This is a genomic window from Aureimonas sp. Leaf427, assembly GCF_001425485.1.
GTDB lineage: Bacteria > Pseudomonadota > Alphaproteobacteria > Rhizobiales > Rhizobiaceae > Plantimonas.
Genome location: NZ_LMQW01000032.1, coordinates 1 through 14,968, shown reverse-complemented (window position 1 = coordinate 14,968; position 14,968 = coordinate 1). Strand labels below are relative to the sequence as shown.

Sequence of the window (14,968 nt, the reverse complement as noted above, 5' to 3'; positions counted from 1 at the left end):
TATGCGATGAGCCGGGCCGATGAGAAATTGGCGGCATAAAGACAACCGCGTTCCACTCTAAATCCGCCGCCGGATGGTCTGAAAAACAGGACCACCTCTCAGAGGCATGAAGGAAACCGGTAGCGGAGACGCGGAAGCGCCCGACCCTCGGTTCCCGCCATGGCGGCCCCAACCGAACTGGCGACGCCAGCGATAGATCTGCTGGGGAAGGATATCGTGCCGCCGAGCCACCGACGCCGCGCTGATCCCAGGTCTTGAAGCCTCCTCCAGCACCGCCAGCTTGTCGGCCTCGCGCCAGCGTCGACGACGCTCGGCTCCTGTGAAAATCTCAAGTCGCGGCATCTCTGGCTTCGAAGCTGATTGCGAAACTAGCTTCGAAGCTTCGTCCCGATTATCCAGATCACAAAGGTAGGCTCGAGGGAGGCTTACGGATTTTCACCGCAGCCGCCTGAGACGGAGCCGCTTCAGTTACACCCAATTCCCACCACGTTGACGGACACGACCATCGCCGTCGTCGCGATCACAACTTGGCGTATCCGTTTCGACAGCACGTTGAGCGACATGCGCTCCGATCGCTGCAACATCATAGGTGTAGCGACTCATACTGATAAGGGTCCGGGATCGCCGATGCGATATGAGTCAACGGCGCTCTTCACTGCCGATCGCACAGCGGAGAGATGTTCCTCCGCAACTGACCATACGCGGTAGGAAGCGTCGTTCTAACGACGTTTATGGCGGAATGCGGCATTTGCTAGCGATGAGTCAGAAGCGGTAGCCGATCCCCGCGCCAACGAACACTATATCCGAATCAGATATGAACTTCGTACTTTCGCTCGTATACACCTGTTCCGGCACGAAGATGTACTTAGCGACACCGTTGCCGAACCAGTTTCCCGAGATCTGATAATCCGCTCCAGCTTGCAACATGATGCTCATCTGCGCCTTCACGTCGAAGTCCGTGATGCCCTCGGCAGGCTTGATGGAAATCGGGGTCGAATAACTTACGCCCGCTCCCATGTAGGGGTTGAGGCGGGCGTCCGGCAGGAAGTGGTACTGCAGCGATGCGCTCGCTGCTGCGCTCAATATGTTTCCGATTTCGAAATGGCCCACGAGAGAGCCCGCGATCTTCGGACGTGTTGGAACGACGCCACCCTGACCTTCTATGGAGATGTGGTCCATCAGAAAGTACGCAATCTGCAGGTCAGGAATCACCATATCCGGCGTCTTGATCTGCCCACCAATCAGCGCGATCGAAGAAGTTTCCTTGACCGGAAAGATGCCGGCGATGCGCGCCCGAACCAGCCAGTTGCCCGCGTGAAGTCCCACTGCTTCCGCTGTGGGCGCAGTGTCGGATCCGATAGGCACGGCTGCATCCGCAGCTTTGGCCTCAGACCAAACGGTGGCCGCGCCATGAAGCACAATGATCAGTGCAAGGGAATGGAGCTTCTGGGTCATTAAGATCGCTTCTGGTGCTCATCGCGAGGCCGGCTGATGCAGAACGGGGACACGCTCAAAATCTAAACGCCTGATCTATGCAGATCGACAAAGATCCAAATAGATTTCTATAATTTTTTCACCGATTTGCTCACTATGTACATTTCTAATCGATGTAAAATTTCTATTAATTTACCGATCGCTTATGATTTTGCCCTTATAAACACTCTTGTAGAATGAGAGACTTTCCCGAGCCTGACGCGAAGGCAGGTTCACGGTCAATCAGCCTCGCGGCTGCAGTGAAACCCATTCGCAAAACGCCCTGACCTAGTGTCAGAATGAGGTCGCCTATGATGCAGCTGGATCTTGAGACGCTTCAGCTATCGAGTGCGCTCGGTCGCGCTGCCTATCTCGTAGTCTTCGTGATCGTCGCTCTACGGCAACCGAAAGAACTCTGCCTGTGGCATTGGATCGGCGCGATCGTGTCCTCCATGATCGGATCTGTCCTTATGGCAGACGTGCCCGTATCAAGATGGCTGACGTTCTACGAGGCGCTGACGATCTATACCTTCTATGCCGCCAGCTTGGTTCTTTCCTGGAGCGGCCTGCGCTTGTTCAACGAGCGGCGGGTCAGGCTTCCTGTCATCGGTCTTGTGATCCTGTTGCCGGGCCTTTCCTATATTGCGGCTTTAAGCGTTGGCATAACGATGAGAACGGCGTTGGCTGGGGTCTTCGTCCTTTGCAGTATCTATGCAGCCTTCGGCGCCTACGAAGCGGTCAACCGGCCAGCCGATCAGCGGCTTTGGGCCGCGTATATCGTGTCTGCAACGCTCGGCAGCTATGCGGCAATGTTGATGGCCACTCTGATTTTACTGATTGGAACCGACTTCCCGATGAACTCATCTGACAGCGCGATGATCTCGATGGTTGTTGATCAGGCTGCTGGCATCCTGGTCTATTTTGGGTATATCGCGATGGCGAAGGAACGGGCAGTCCGCACCATAGAGAAGATTTCCACGACCGACCCAATGACGGGGCTCATGAACCGCCGCGGACTGCAGGCAGAGCTTGAAAAACATAAACGTGAAAGGCCGCCGGAGCAGCTCTCCGGACTCTTCCTCGCTGATATCGACCATTTCAAAACGGTCAATGACACGCATGGGCATGATGCGGGCGATGCCGTCCTCGTCGCCTTCGCTCAGCGCCTTCGCCGCGCTCTGCGAAAGGACGACATCATTGCTCGCTGGGGCGGCGAAGAGTTCCTGGCTATCCTGCCTGAGGCCAACGCCGAAATGCTCGCGACCATCGCAGAACGACTGAGGCACGCGGTCCAAACCGAGCCGTTCGCGCTTCCCAGTGGACAAAAGATTGCGCTGACGGTCAGTGTCGGCGTCAGCGAAATGCCGCTGATCGCGTCCGAATTCGAGCCTGCAACCAAACGGGCCGATACAGCTCTCTACGAAGCCAAAAGAAGCGGGCGCAACAGGATCTGCAGCACGCCTTTCCGCAGAAACGTGAGCAACCTGATTTCCACAGCAGCAGTGCACGGCGGTGACAAACGAGGCCAGGGGAGCGCCGGCATGATGCCGAGTGCGGCGGAGTAAAATCCGGCCAGTGTTAGGCAGCGGACTTATTACGCATTGATCCAGATGCGGATGGCGGCGGGTAGTGTCCGCGCTCGTGGTGGAAATTCAGACGTCAAACGGTGTGACGGAGGTGGCCACCGGATTGGCCGGCTAAGGTGGAGTTGCGAAGCTTCAACCTGACCGGAGAACCCGATGACCGAGGACAGATTACCGCTTGCCGAGCTTCTAGCGAAGGCGGGCGACGGCGATTTCCTGAGGACGATCGCCGAGAGCGTGATGCAGCTCATCATGGAGGCTGACGTGGAGGGTGTGATCGGCGCCGGGCGTCACGAACGAACGGTGGAGCGGGCGACCTATCGCAATGGCTATCGGGACCGCTCGCTCNATCATGGAGGCTGACGTGGAGGGTGTGATCGGCGCCGGGCGTCACGAACGAACGGTGGAGCGGGCGACCTATCGCAATGGCTATCGGGACCGCTCGCTCAATACCCGGCTCGGCTCGTTGCAGCTTCGCATTCCCAAGCTCCGGCAGGGCAGCTACTTTCCGCCGTTCCTGGAGCCGAGGAAGCTCTCGGAGAAGGCGGTCGTCGCCGTCATTCAAGAGGCCTGGATCAGCGGCGTCTCCACCCGTCGCGTCGATGATTTGGGGCAGGCGATGAGAGGTGGTCCCGAAACTCGGACCAGTGTTTAGAGTGGATCGCCTGCTAATAGGGACGATCCGAGCATGTCGAAGAGGGCGCGGTATTCCGCGGAGTTCAAGGCCAAGGTCGCGCTGGATGCGATCCGTGGCGAGCTGACGCTGGCCGAACTGGCCAAGAAGCACGGGGTGCATCCGAACGTGGTCGGTCAATAGAAGCGCCTGGCCATCGAGAACATGGCGACAGCGTTTGGGGGCGGCGTTGCAGAGACGGCCCGTGATCGCGACGCGGAATTCGAGAAGCTCCACGCCAANGAAGCGCCTGGCCATCGAGAACATGGCGACAGCGTTTGGGGGCGGCGTTGCAGAGACGGCCCGTGATCGCGACGCGGAATTCGAGAAGCTCCACGCCAAGATCGGGCAACTGGTTGTGGAACGGGATGCTTCGGGGAGCCACGGGTCTCCCCTTCGATGCAGAAGGCTTGTCGTCGATGAGCCGGGATCGAAGGCAGGCGGGCATCGAGAAGAACCATCCTCGTCTCAGCGTCCGGCGCCAGTGCCGTCTCTTGTCTCTGACGCGCTCGACGCTCTATGCCATGCCGGCGGGCGAGAGCGCCGAGAACCTCGCCCTGATGCGACAGATCGACGAGCAGTCTTTGGAGACACCCTGGTATGGCTCTCGGCAGATGGCTCGCTGGCTGCATCGGCAGGGCCATCTCGCTGGGCGTCATCGCGTTGGGCGGCTGATGCGCAAGATGGGCTTGTCGCCGATCTACCAGGCGCCGYGCACCAGCCAGCCGCAYCCACAGCACCGGATTTACCCCTATCTTTTGCGGGATCTGACGATCGAACGGCCGAACCACGTCTGGTGCACGGACATAACTTACATCCTGATGCGGAGAGGCTTTCTCTATCTCGTTGCCATCATGGATTGGGCGACCAGGAAGGTGCTGGCATGGCGACTGTCGAACACGATGGACGCCGGCTTCTGCATCGAGGCTCTGGAGGAGCCATAGTCCAATTCGGCAAACCGGAAATATTCAACACTGATCAAGGCTCGCAGTTCACCAGTGCCGACTTCACCGACAAGCTGAAGGCGGCCGGGATCAGGATCTCGATGGACGGCCGTGGTCGCTGGATCGACAATCGGTTCATCGAGCGTCTCTGGCGGTCGCTYAAATACGAATGCGTCTATCTGCACGCGTTCGAGACCGGCTCCGAAGCTCGGCGCGAAATCGGCTCTTGGATCAGCTACTACAACGCCGAGAGACCGCATTCGAGCCTGCGAGACGCGACACCGAACGAAGCCTACGCGATGAGCTGGGCCGATGAAAAACGGGCGGCATAACCACAACCGCGTTCCACTCTAAATCCGCCGCCGGATGGTCCGAAAAACAGGACCACCTCTGTCCCATGGCGGTCGAAGAAGCGCCAGAGCGTGCCGATCCCAACCTTCAGCCCGCGCTCGTCGGCCAGGCGCCGCTGCATCTCGTGCAGCGTGATGTCGTCCTGACCGTCGACCAGACTTTGCAGGAACTCGACCTCCGCCTCGATGCGGCCCGAGCGGCGGTCCCCGCCCATCGGCAGGGGATGGCTGCGGCCCGCCCGATCCTGCGAGCGCCAGCGCACCGCCGTGGCAATTGCGATCCCGAACCGCTCGGCCGCCGCATGGGTCGAGGCGCCCTCGCGCATCGCTCGCAACACCCGATGCCGAAGATCAATCGACAAAGCTCTCGCCATCCAACACTCCCTTCCGATCGATGAAGGGAATCACAAATGACGGCAAGACTATACAAGGCCGGAAAACGCTCTAGTCGGGATGAACGTTCAACGTTACGACCCTATAGCCGCTTTCGTCCGGTGCTGGGTGAAGGCAACTGTATGGTCGAACGAAGTGACGCCGGCTTGGCTGCCGAGCCCGGTGGCGTTCAGCGCGGAGGTCGCCTGTGCGAAGCGCACCATGCTTTCCGGGTCCATGTCGCGCACGAGGCCTGTCGCGATGCCGGCATTGAAGGCGTCGCCGCAGCCGCAGGAGCAGACCATCTCGATGTCGAAGGCCGGCATCAGGAAGCGATCGCCGTTGGAATGGCGGTAATAGGCGCCGTTCTCCCCGAGCGTCAGGATGCAGCAGGTGACGCCCTTGTCGAGGAAGAAGCCGGCGACGTCCTCGATATCCTCGCGGCCCGACAGCACCCGTGCCTCCTCGATCGAGGGGAGGAAATAGTCGGTGTGCGGCAGGAGGCCGACGACATTGGCCAGATCCTTTTCGGCCGCAGCGAAGACGTCCACCGTCGTGATCGCGCCGCGCTTCTTGGCCTCAGCAAAAAGATGTGCGCTCGGCGCACCGTCCATCTTGTCCATCAGGCCGACGCCGCCGATATGGACCACCTTGGCGTCGAGCACCCGGTCAAAATCGGCCTCCGCGATCTCGAAGGCACCGGTGGCGCCGCGCATATGGAGAGCGGGCCGCGAGCCATCGGCGCGCGTCAAGACTATCGAGGATGAGGTGCCGACGCCCGTCAGGCGCTGGATCATCGAGACATCGACGTCGAAGTGCTGGAGGCGCTGCAGCACCCAGTCGGCCATCAGGTCGTCGCCGACGCCGCCGACGGCAAGGCATTTCAGCCCGTGCTTGGCGGCGGCGATCACCGCCGCGCCCGCCGCGCCCGAAACGGCCATCTCGATCTCGTCGATGAACAGCGTGCCCCCGCCCGGCGGAATGTCCCGGACAGGCCGTCCGAGGCAGTCGAACGTGTAGAAGCCGATGGACGTGTAGTCGTAACCCATGGTGTCTCTCCTCCCGTATTGCGCGGATCCCGTCCCGATCCGGTCGTTCCCTGCGATTGCGTCTAAGAGGCGAGCGTGTGGTGCTGCGCACTCGCCGAGACTTCCGCCCAGATCGCCTCCACCTCGGCACGCACCTGCGGTGTGGCGAGACCGCTGAGCGCGATGTCGGTGCGTCGGCGCAGGATGTCCTCCACGGTGCGGACGCGCTCGTTGGCGGCGATCCAGCCGATTTCGGCGACATGGTGGTCGGGCAGGCTCGCGAGCCGCCGCCCGTCCGATGCGCCGATGGCCGATGCGATGTCGGCGGCGCGCGTGCCGTAGCGCTTCAGAAGCCGCTCGCCGACCTCCCCGTCGGCCTTGGCCGTGCGGGCGAGATCGCCGACGAGCCGCTCGCGCGCCGCCGCGTCGCATGGATAGTCCCGGCCCCCGCCGATCGGAAGGTCGGCGGTCGATGCGCGCCGCGTGCGCCCGAGATGGGCGAGGACGCGGTCCGCCGCCTCTTCCGAAAAGCCGCGATAGGTCGTCCACTTGCCGCCGATCAGCGAGAGGACGGGCACCTCTGTGCCAGGCAGTTTGTCCACCGCGATGGAATGATCCCGGCTGATGGCGCCGGGGTCCTCGACATCGGCCCGCGGAAGCGGGCGCACGCCGCAGAAGGCGAAGACGATCTCGTCCCGCCGCACCTCGATATCGGGAAAGACCTCGGCGACGACGCCGATCAGATAGTCGGTCTCCGCTTGGCTGGCTTCGGCCGTGTCGGGGTCGGCGACGGGAATGTCGGTGGAGCCGATGAGGACCCGGCCCTTGAACGGATAGAGAAGATTGACCCGTCCGTCGGCCGAGCCGAAATAGACCATGCGCCCGCTGAGCGCGGCGAGCAGCGCGGGATTGTCGACCACGACATGCGAGCCCTTGGTGCCGCCCATGTGGCGGCTGTTGAGGCCGAGCGCGGCGTTGACGCCGTCGATCCAGGCGCCGCTAGCATTGACGACGATATCGACCGTGATCCGGCGCGTCTCGCCGGTCAGCGCATCGGTGATCTCGATCCCGCCGTCGGCGCCGCGCCGAACGCTCGCATAGGTGCGCACCTCGCTCGACGGATGGTCGGCGAGCGCGTCCTCGACGAGCTCCAGGCCCAGCCGCTCGGCATGGTCGAGCCGCGCCTCGTAATAGAGGCCGACCGCCGAGATGGCGGGATGGAGGCCCGGCAGTTCGCGCCGCGCCCGCCGGCGGCCGATGAAGCGATGCGCCGGCATGGCGCGGAAGCGCCGGCCGAAAATGTCGTAGAGCGTCAGCCCGAGCTTGGTGATGAGGACGCCGCGATCGGTCAGGCGCGCGGACAGGCCGAAGAAGCGCCGGATCGAGGGCACGATGCCGCCGAACCAGGAGCGGATGGGCAGGGCGGTCTCGAGGGGGCTGACGAAATGGGGCGCGTTGCGCAGGAGGAGATTGCGCTCCTCGGCGGACTGGCGCACCAGCCGGAACTCTCCCGTCTCCAGATATTTCAGCCCGCCATGCATCAGCCGGGACGAGGCCTCGCTGGCGCCCGAGCAGATGTCGGCCCGATCGACCAGAAGGCAGTCCACCCCTTGCAGGCAGAGATCGCGGAACGTGCCGACGCCGTTGATCCCGGCGCCGATGATGACGACGTCGAAATGACGTGATCCCGTCGGGAAGGCGGCGGATGCGTTCATCTCAGGATACGATCGCGACCTTGATCGCATCGCCCCGGGCCGCCGTTGCCAGTGCTTCGCCGATCGCGGTGAGGGCGAAGCGATGGGTCAGGAAAGGCTTCGTGTCGAGTTGGCCCGAGGCGATGAGGTTCAAGGACTTCTCGAACTGGAGTCGTGTGAGGCCGAATGAGCCGGTGACGATCAGTTCGTTATAGTGGATGGCGTTGACGTCGAGCGCGGCCATCTCGCCTTTCGAAAATCCGGCGAACAGGCTGACACGACCGCGCAGGCGCACGAGGCTGAGCGCATCGTTCGCAAGCGAAGGCACACCGATGGCGACGATCACCACATCGGCACCGATCCCGCCCGACATGCCTCGCACGATCTCCTTGAGGTCTTCGGATGTCGGGTCGACTACGATGTCGGCGCCAGCGGCTAGGGCCGCCGCACGTCGATCCACATTCGGCTCGGACACGATGATGCGGCTCGCGCCAGAAAGGCGCGCGACCTTGACGTGAAGAAGCCCGATCGGTCCAGAGCCGAGGATGGCGACGACGTCCCCTCGCTCAACGCCAACTCTATCCTGCCCGTTGAGAACGCATGCGAGGGGCTCGGCAAGCGCGGCTTCCTCGAAACTAATGTCAGCGGGCATCGGGAAGACGTTGCCGGTTTCAAGTGCCCGGCTCGGAATGCGGACATACTCGGCGAAGGCGCCATCGAGCTCGTAGCCGATCGCGGTAAGGTTCGCGCAGAGGTTTTCCGCGCCTCGCCGGCAGTAATCGCAGTGGCCGCAGGCAATGGCCGGATCGACGCAGACGGCGTCGCCGACCTTGAAGCGGGCGGAGCCGCCATTGTCGACGATCTCGCCGGAGAATTCGTGTCCGAGGACGGAGGGGTATCGGACGCCCATCGTCTTGCGCCCAGAAACGATGCGGATGTCGGTGCCGCAGATCGTGGCGGCCCGCACACGGAGCACGAGGTCGCCCCGCTCGGGCACAGGATCGGCGACGTCGTCGAAAAGCACGTCGTTGGGCGCGCGCAGGAGGGCGGCTTTCATGGGTCAAATCCCTCGAACCAGCGCCAACGCCGGCGCTTTCGAGAGTGGTAGACAGGGTTTTTGTGTTTTGCAAATCATAAATGTTCTAAGCGATCAGCTTCTCTTCGAAGGATAGGCCGGCGCAGAACAGCGCTCTCGCAGGTGAGAACTGCCGATCTTGGACCAATGGAAGTAGCACTTGCCTATCGGCAAGCGACTCGTTTTGAACAAAATATAGAAGAATTAAACAAATGTGTTGACGATCTCCCGCCGCAAGCTGATCATCTGCGCCATCCGGAGGCCGTGGGAGACGGTCGCTGCGAGCGTCGGATGGCGAACATCCGTCGGCATCAGGGCGCTGGCCCGCTTCGGGAGGAAGTCGAACATGCGTATTGGAATTCTGTCGGCCGCCGTCATTGGCTGCTCGCTTCTCGGCACCGCGCTGCCGGCTCTGGCCCAGAGCCAGGAGGCTTTGATCAAGCCGATCGACAAGGAGCTGACCTTCGTCTTTATCCCGAAGGTCATCCATCCCTGGTACGACGTCGTGCGCCAGGGCGGCCAGTACGCCGTCGACGAATTCGCCAAGAGCGGCATCAAGATCAACATGATCTGGGACCAGCCGCCGCAGGCCGACGTCGCCGATCAGAACCAGCGCATCGAGGCCAATATCGGCCGCCAGCCCGACGGGCTCGCCGTTGCCTGCCTCGACCAGGCCACCAACGTCCAGCTCCTCGGCGAGGCGAAGGAGGCGGGCGTCAACACGATCACCTTCAACTCCTTCTGCTCGCCCGACTTCCCCTTCGTCGGCCAGAAGGACAGCTTCGGCGACGGCTACGACCTCGGCAAATTCCTGGCCGAGCACATCGGCGGCGAGGGCGACGTCGGCATTCTCTCGGGCTCGCTGACCGCGACCGACCATGTCGAGCGCATCAAGGGCTTCAAGAAGGCGCTGGAAGCCTTCCCGAACGTGAAGGTTGTCTTCGAGCAGCCCGACGACGACGTTCTGGAGAATGCGGTCTCCCTCACCGAGAACGCGCTCCAGGCCCATCCCGACATCAAGGGCTTCTTCGGCTCCAACGCCTCCAACCCGATCGGCATCGCGAGAGCCGTGCAGAACGCCGGCAAGGCCGGAACGGTCGCGGTCGTGGGAATGGACGACCTGCCGGAGGCCGTGGACTTCGTGAAGTCCGGCGTGATCACCGCGCTGAAGGCCCAGCGCCAGTGGGATATCGGCTACTGGGCCGTCAAGTACTTGGTCGCCATGAACCAGAACCACACGATCCCGATGGACCACAACACGGGCTCGCGGCTGATCACCAAGGACTCGATGTAAGCGATCGACCGACCGATCGGTGCGGGCGGGTGCAGGCGGGCGGGGGCGGAAAGCGCGTTCGCCCGCTCCGTCGGGAAGGGGAGGGGATCGAGATGAACGCTGTCGTCGAAGGCTTCGAGGCGCGGAACCTGTCCAAGAGCTTCGGCGTGGTGCAGGCCCTGCGCGATGTCAGCGTCACGCTGCGTCGCGGCGAGGTCCATGCGATCATCGGCGAGAACGGCGCGGGCAAGTCGACGCTGATGAACCTCATCTGCGGACGCCTGCGGCCGAGCGCCGGCATGCTCCTCGTGGACGGCGCGGAGGCGCAGTTCCACTCGCCCGGTGAGGCGCAGCGCGCCGGCATCGCCATCGCGCCGCAGGAGATCAACCTCGTTCCGGCGCTTTCGGTCTGCGAGAACATCCTGCTCGGAGCCGAGGTGACGCAGGGGCTGCGCATCGACTGGCGGCGCACGCGCGAGGAAGCGCTGCGCCATCTCCATGCGGTCGACGACCAGATCGACGGCGAGGCCCGCGTCGAGACGCTGTCGAAGGCGCAGCAGCAGCTCGTCCAGATCGCGCGCGCCGTGGCCACCAACGCGCGCATCCTCATCTTCGACGAGCCGACGGCGGCGCTGACGACGCGCGAGACCGACCAGCTCTACGCTTTCATTCGCCGGTTCCGCGGGGGCGGCGGCTCGGCCTTCTACATCTCGCACCGCCTGGACGAGATCCTGATGCTCGCCGACCGGATCACCGTCCTCAGGGACGGCGCCCATGTCGGGGAGCTAGACCCCCGGCGAGCGACCAAGACGGACATGGTCTCGCTCATGGCGGGCCGCGACGTCGTCCTCTCCGTCCACCAGCCACGCCGGCTGGAAGACCGGCCGGTCGTCCTCAAGGTCTCCGGCCTCACCCGCGCCGGCGAGTTCGAGGACGTCTCCTTCGAGCTCCACGAGGGCGAGGTGCTCGGCATGTCCGGGTTGATCGGGGCGGGGCGGACCGAGGTCGCCAAGTGCATCTTCGGGCTGACGCGGGCTCAAGGAGGAACGGTCGAGATCTTCGGCGATGCCCGCCCGGTCCGTGAGCCGGCCGAGGCGATCGCGCGCGGGCTCGTCTATCTTCCCGAGGAGCGCAAGCAGGAGGGGATCTTTCCCCTTCTCTCGATCGCCGAGAACCTGACGATCGCGACCCTCGACCGGTTTCGAGGTCCCGCCTGGATGGATTTCGGCGCGATGGCGCGCAGCGTCGACGAATATGTCGACAAGCTCCGTATCAAGATCGGCTCGCCCGGCGATCCCATCACCAGCCTCTCCGGCGGCAACCAGCAGAAGGTCATTCTCGGCCGCTGGCTGTCGCGCAATTCGCGCATCCTGATTCTCGACGAGCCGACGCGCGGCATCGATGTCGCTGCCAAGTCCGAGATCCAGGGCGTGCTCGACATCCTGACCCGGCAGGGCCTGTCGATCATCTACATCTCATCCGAGCTGGAGGAGGTCCTGAACGTCTCCGACCGGATCGTCGTCATGCACGAGGGGCGGGTCAAGGGCACGCCCCGGACCGAGGACATGACGCAGGAACAGCTCCTGCAACTGGCGATGAGCTGACCCGACCCTCTCCCGCGACCCCGCCTCCGAAACTCCGGCCGCCGACATCCGGCCAGCGCGGAAGAGGCGCCGGGTGCGACCATCCCATCAGAAAGGCAGCGCCATGACGAACACCGCTCTTGCCGAAGGCCGCCGCCGCGCCGCGCCGCCCTCCGTGCTCTCGCGCTTCAAGTCCTGGGAAGCGAGCGGCATCCTGATCGCGCTCGTGGCCTTCGCGATCCTCCTGTCGATCGCGGCCCCGAACTTCCTGTCGAGCTACAACCTCACCGTCGTCGCGCGCGCCGCCGCCTTCGTCGGCCTCGTCGCGCTCGGGCAGACGCTCGTTCTGCTGCTGGGCGGCATCGATCTGTCCGTCGGAACGGCGGCGGGGCTTTCGGCCATCATCGGCTCGCTGCTGCTCACCGCCGTCGGCGTGCATCCCTATCTGGTTCTGCCCCTGGCGGCGGGCTTCGGGCTCTGTCTCGGCCTCGTGAACGGCTTCTTCATCGCCTATCTCAAGCTGAACCCGTTCATCGTGACGCTCGCGACCGGCGAGATCTTCGCCGGGCTCACCCTCGTCATCACCGAAGGCTATCCCATCCGTCCCCTCGGCGCGCAGTTCCGCGTCTTCGGGCAGGGCGAACTGCTCGGGCTGCCCGTGCCTGTCTGGATCTTCCTCGTCGCCTCCGCGATCCTCATCTGGATGCTGCGCCACACCAAGTTCGGCCGCAACATCTTCGCCATCGGCGGCAATCGCGACGCCGCGACGCTCGTCGGCATTCGCATCCGGCGCGTCGAGCTTCTCGTCTACGGCCTGGCCGGCATGTTCGCGGCGCTGGCGGGCATGCTCTATGCCAGCCGCATGGATGCCGGCCAGCCCTCGGTCGGTGAAGGCTGGATGCTTCAGGCGATCACGGCCGCGATCATCGGCGGCACGTCCTTGCGGGGTGGCCAGGGCACGATCGTCGGCACGGTCCTCGGCGCGCTCCTCCTCGCCATGCTCGCCAACGGCACGGTGCTCCTCAACGTCTCCGGTTTCTGGCAGCGCGTGATCGTCGGCCTCGTCGTTCTCGTCGCCATTCTCGTCGACCTGGCGCGCCGGCATCGCGGCTGAGCGGGCTGCAACTGCTTCGCATGATGGACGGCCAAGGGGGTGTAGAGTGCGCGTGCGAACGGTCTATGACCGTCGGGCGCGTCTCCCCCGGTGAAAGGATCCCCGTTGGCCAGTGAAAGCGAAGACATCAAGGCCCGGGCCGCCTGGCTCTACTATATGGAAGGGCTGACGCAGGATCAGGTCGCGCAGGTCCTCAACCTCACGCGCACGCGGGTCCTGCGGATGCTGGCGGCGGCGCGCGACGACGGTACGGTCCAGATCCGCGTGACCTCGCCCATTGCCCGCAGCGCCAAGCTCGAGCGCGAGGTCCGCGCCCGCTTCGACATGGAGCGCGTCGTCGTCGTGCCGAACCCGCAGGACGAGGCGCGCGTGCCCGCGATCATCGGCGCGGCGCTCGGCCAGCTCCTGCCCGATCTTCTCCTCGACGGGATGACGATCGGCCTCGGCTGGGGGCGCACGCTCTCCTCCAGCCTGCCTTGCCTCCTGCCGATGGGGCACGCGCGCTCCACGACCATCTCCATGCTCGGAGGCCTCACCCATGTCAGCCTGTCCAACCCGTCGGAATTCGCCTGGCGCTTCGCCGACCGGCTGGGCGGCGAGTGCTACATGCTGGCCTGCCCTGTCTTCGCACCTGATCGCGCGACGCGCGACGCGCTCGTCGCCCATCGCGGCATCGCCGAGGTCTTCCGGCGCACCGACCGGCTCGACCTCGCCATCTGCAGCGTCGGCGACTTCACGCGCGATTCGATCTTCGTCCAATACGGGCTTCTGGAGCGAGCCGATCTCGATTCGCTGGAACGGGCAGGCGCCGTCGGAGATATTCTCTGTCGTTTTATCGACGCCGACGGTGTCGTGCTCGACCATTCCGTCAACGACCGCGTTCTGGCTGTCGATCCCAGGCAGCTGACGCAGGCCCGCCGCACGGTTCTCGCCTCCGGCGGCTGGTCGAAGTTTCCCGCCATCCGTGCGGCCATGCGGCTTCTGGAGCCCGACATCCTCGTCACCGACGAGCGTACGGCCGAGCGGCTTCTCGACGTCGGGTAGAGATAGAAACTGGCATCTGTACTATTGTTAATATCCGAGAACAAATGTATCGGAATGACAGGGAGGATATTCGATGACGCTTCTTCACGTTGGCCTCGCGGCCGAGCTCAATGCCTATGCCGACAAGCATGGACCCGTCACGGTGGGCTTGGCCGGGTCCGGCCAGATGGGCACCGACATGGTGGTCCAGCTCGGCCTCATGCCCGGCGTCCGCCTGGGCGCGCTGTCGGAGCTGAACATCGCCGGCGCCGAGGCGGCGCTGAAGATGGCGGGCTCCGATTTCTCGCGCGCCTCCAGCGCGGCCGAGATCGACCGCGCCATCGAGAGCGGCCGCGTCGCGCTGACCGAGGACTACAAGGCGCTCTGCGCCGCTCCGATTTCTCGCGCGCCTCCAGCGCGGCCGAGATCGACCGCGCCATCGAGAGCGGCCGCGTCGCGCTGACCGAGGACTACAAGGCGCTCTGCGCCTCCGGCCATGTCGACGTCGTGATCGACGCGACCGGTAATCCCAATGTCGGCACGCTGATCGCGCTGGAGGCGTTCCGGAACGGCAAGCATGTCGTCATGCTGAACGTCGAGGCCGACATCACGATCGGGCGCTTCCTGCGCGAGGAGGCCGCGAAGGCCGGCGTCGTCTACACGGGCGCGGCCGGCGACGAGCCCGCCGCGACGATCGAGATCGTCGGCTTCTCCCAGTCGCTCGGCTTCGACATCGTCTGCGCCGGCAAGGGCAAGAACAACCCGCTGAAGTTCGACGCGACG

The 14,968-nt window shown here is 64.0% G+C and carries 13 protein-coding genes and 5 pseudogenes; 11 read left to right on the top strand and 7 right to left on the bottom strand.

Annotated features, from left to right (window positions below; all coding sequences use genetic code 11):
* Positions 1-57: 57 nt before the first annotated feature.
* On the bottom strand, positions 58-342 hold the full coding sequence (locus ASG62_RS28095) for a transposase (protein ID WP_082537249.1): 285 nt from the start codon (positions 340-342) through the stop codon (positions 58-60).
* A 420-nt stretch (positions 343-762) separates the two neighbouring features.
* Positions 763-1,455, bottom strand: coding sequence for an OmpW/AlkL family protein (locus ASG62_RS16065; protein ID WP_056695151.1), 693 nt, complete (start codon positions 1,453-1,455; stop codon positions 763-765).
* A gap of 329 nt (positions 1,456-1,784) precedes the next feature.
* On the opposite strand from ASG62_RS16065, the gene ASG62_RS16060 reads away from it, so the two are divergent.
* The 5 genes and pseudogenes from ASG62_RS16060 to ASG62_RS16040 all read left to right on the top strand — a co-directional run.
* Positions 1,785-3,038 carry a sensor domain-containing diguanylate cyclase gene (locus ASG62_RS16060; RefSeq protein WP_056695153.1) on the top strand — a complete coding sequence of 418 codons (1,254 nt, stop codon included), beginning with the start codon at positions 1,785-1,787 and terminating at the stop codon, positions 3,036-3,038.
* 174 nt (positions 3,039-3,212) lie between these two features.
* Positions 3,213-3,404, top strand: a pseudogene (locus ASG62_RS27415) (transposase); the annotation flags it as partial.
* Between the two features lies 1 nt (position 3,405).
* Positions 3,406-3,678, top strand: a pseudogene (locus ASG62_RS27410) (transposase); the annotation flags it as partial.
* Between the two features lie 66 nt (positions 3,679-3,744).
* Positions 3,745-3,898 (top strand): annotated as a pseudogene (locus tag ASG62_RS27645) (transposase); the annotation flags it as partial.
* Positions 3,899-3,972: 74 nt separating this feature from the next.
* A pseudogene (locus tag ASG62_RS16040) lies at positions 3,973-5,005 on the top strand (IS3 family transposase); the annotation flags it as partial.
* Here the strand turns inward: ASG62_RS16040 and ASG62_RS16035 are convergent.
* From ASG62_RS16035 to ASG62_RS26610, 5 genes are all read right to left on the bottom strand, one after another.
* Complete coding sequence (locus ASG62_RS16035; RefSeq protein WP_082537237.1) at positions 4,966-5,397, bottom strand: helix-turn-helix domain-containing protein; 432 nt, start codon at positions 5,395-5,397, stop codon at positions 4,966-4,968. The pseudogene ASG62_RS16040 and the gene ASG62_RS16035 sit on opposite strands and share 40 nt — an antisense overlap.
* 93 nt (positions 5,398-5,490) lie before the next feature.
* Positions 5,491-6,444 carry a carbohydrate kinase family protein gene (locus ASG62_RS16030; protein WP_056695046.1) on the bottom strand — a complete coding sequence of 318 codons (954 nt, stop codon included), beginning with the start codon at positions 6,442-6,444 and terminating at the stop codon, positions 5,491-5,493.
* Between the two features lie 62 nt (positions 6,445-6,506).
* A complete protein-coding gene (locus tag ASG62_RS16025) occupies positions 6,507-8,138 on the bottom strand; it encodes a glycerol-3-phosphate dehydrogenase/oxidase (protein ID WP_056695044.1) in 1,632 nt (543 codons plus the stop codon).
* Between the two features lies 1 nt (position 8,139).
* The gene (locus ASG62_RS16020; RefSeq protein WP_056695043.1) at positions 8,140-9,174 is read right to left on the bottom strand and encodes an alcohol dehydrogenase catalytic domain-containing protein; all 1,035 of its coding nucleotides are present in this window, start codon (positions 9,172-9,174) and stop codon (positions 8,140-8,142) included.
* Positions 9,175-9,396: 222 nt separating this feature from the next.
* Positions 9,397-9,540: a hypothetical protein gene (locus tag ASG62_RS26610; protein WP_156382196.1), complete on the bottom strand. Its 144-nt coding sequence runs from the start codon at positions 9,538-9,540 to the stop codon at positions 9,397-9,399.
* Between ASG62_RS26610 and ASG62_RS16015 the strand changes: the two genes are divergently transcribed.
* From ASG62_RS16015 to ASG62_RS27635, 6 genes and pseudogenes are all read left to right on the top strand, one after another.
* On the top strand, positions 9,539-10,486 hold the full coding sequence (locus ASG62_RS16015) for a substrate-binding domain-containing protein (protein ID WP_056695041.1): 948 nt from the start codon (positions 9,539-9,541) through the stop codon (positions 10,484-10,486). The two genes, ASG62_RS26610 and ASG62_RS16015, sit on opposite strands and share 2 nt — an antisense overlap.
* Positions 10,487-10,578: 92 nt before the next feature.
* On the top strand, positions 10,579-12,069 hold the full coding sequence (locus tag ASG62_RS16010) for a sugar ABC transporter ATP-binding protein (RefSeq protein ID WP_056695039.1): 1,491 nt from the start codon (positions 10,579-10,581) through the stop codon (positions 12,067-12,069).
* A 103-nt stretch (positions 12,070-12,172) separates the two neighbouring features.
* A complete protein-coding gene (locus ASG62_RS16005; RefSeq protein ID WP_056695038.1) occupies positions 12,173-13,162 on the top strand; it encodes an ABC transporter permease in 990 nt (329 codons plus the stop codon).
* 105 nt (positions 13,163-13,267) lie between these two features.
* Positions 13,268-14,206: a sugar-binding transcriptional regulator gene (locus tag ASG62_RS16000; protein WP_056695036.1), complete on the top strand. Its 939-nt coding sequence runs from the start codon at positions 13,268-13,270 to the stop codon at positions 14,204-14,206.
* Between the two features lie 73 nt (positions 14,207-14,279).
* A complete protein-coding gene (locus tag ASG62_RS27640) occupies positions 14,280-14,648 on the top strand; it encodes a hypothetical protein (RefSeq protein WP_057180506.1) in 369 nt (122 codons plus the stop codon).
* Positions 14,570-14,968: pseudogene (locus tag ASG62_RS27635) on the top strand (homoserine dehydrogenase); the annotation flags it as partial. The gene ASG62_RS27640 and the pseudogene ASG62_RS27635, both read left to right, overlap by 79 nt.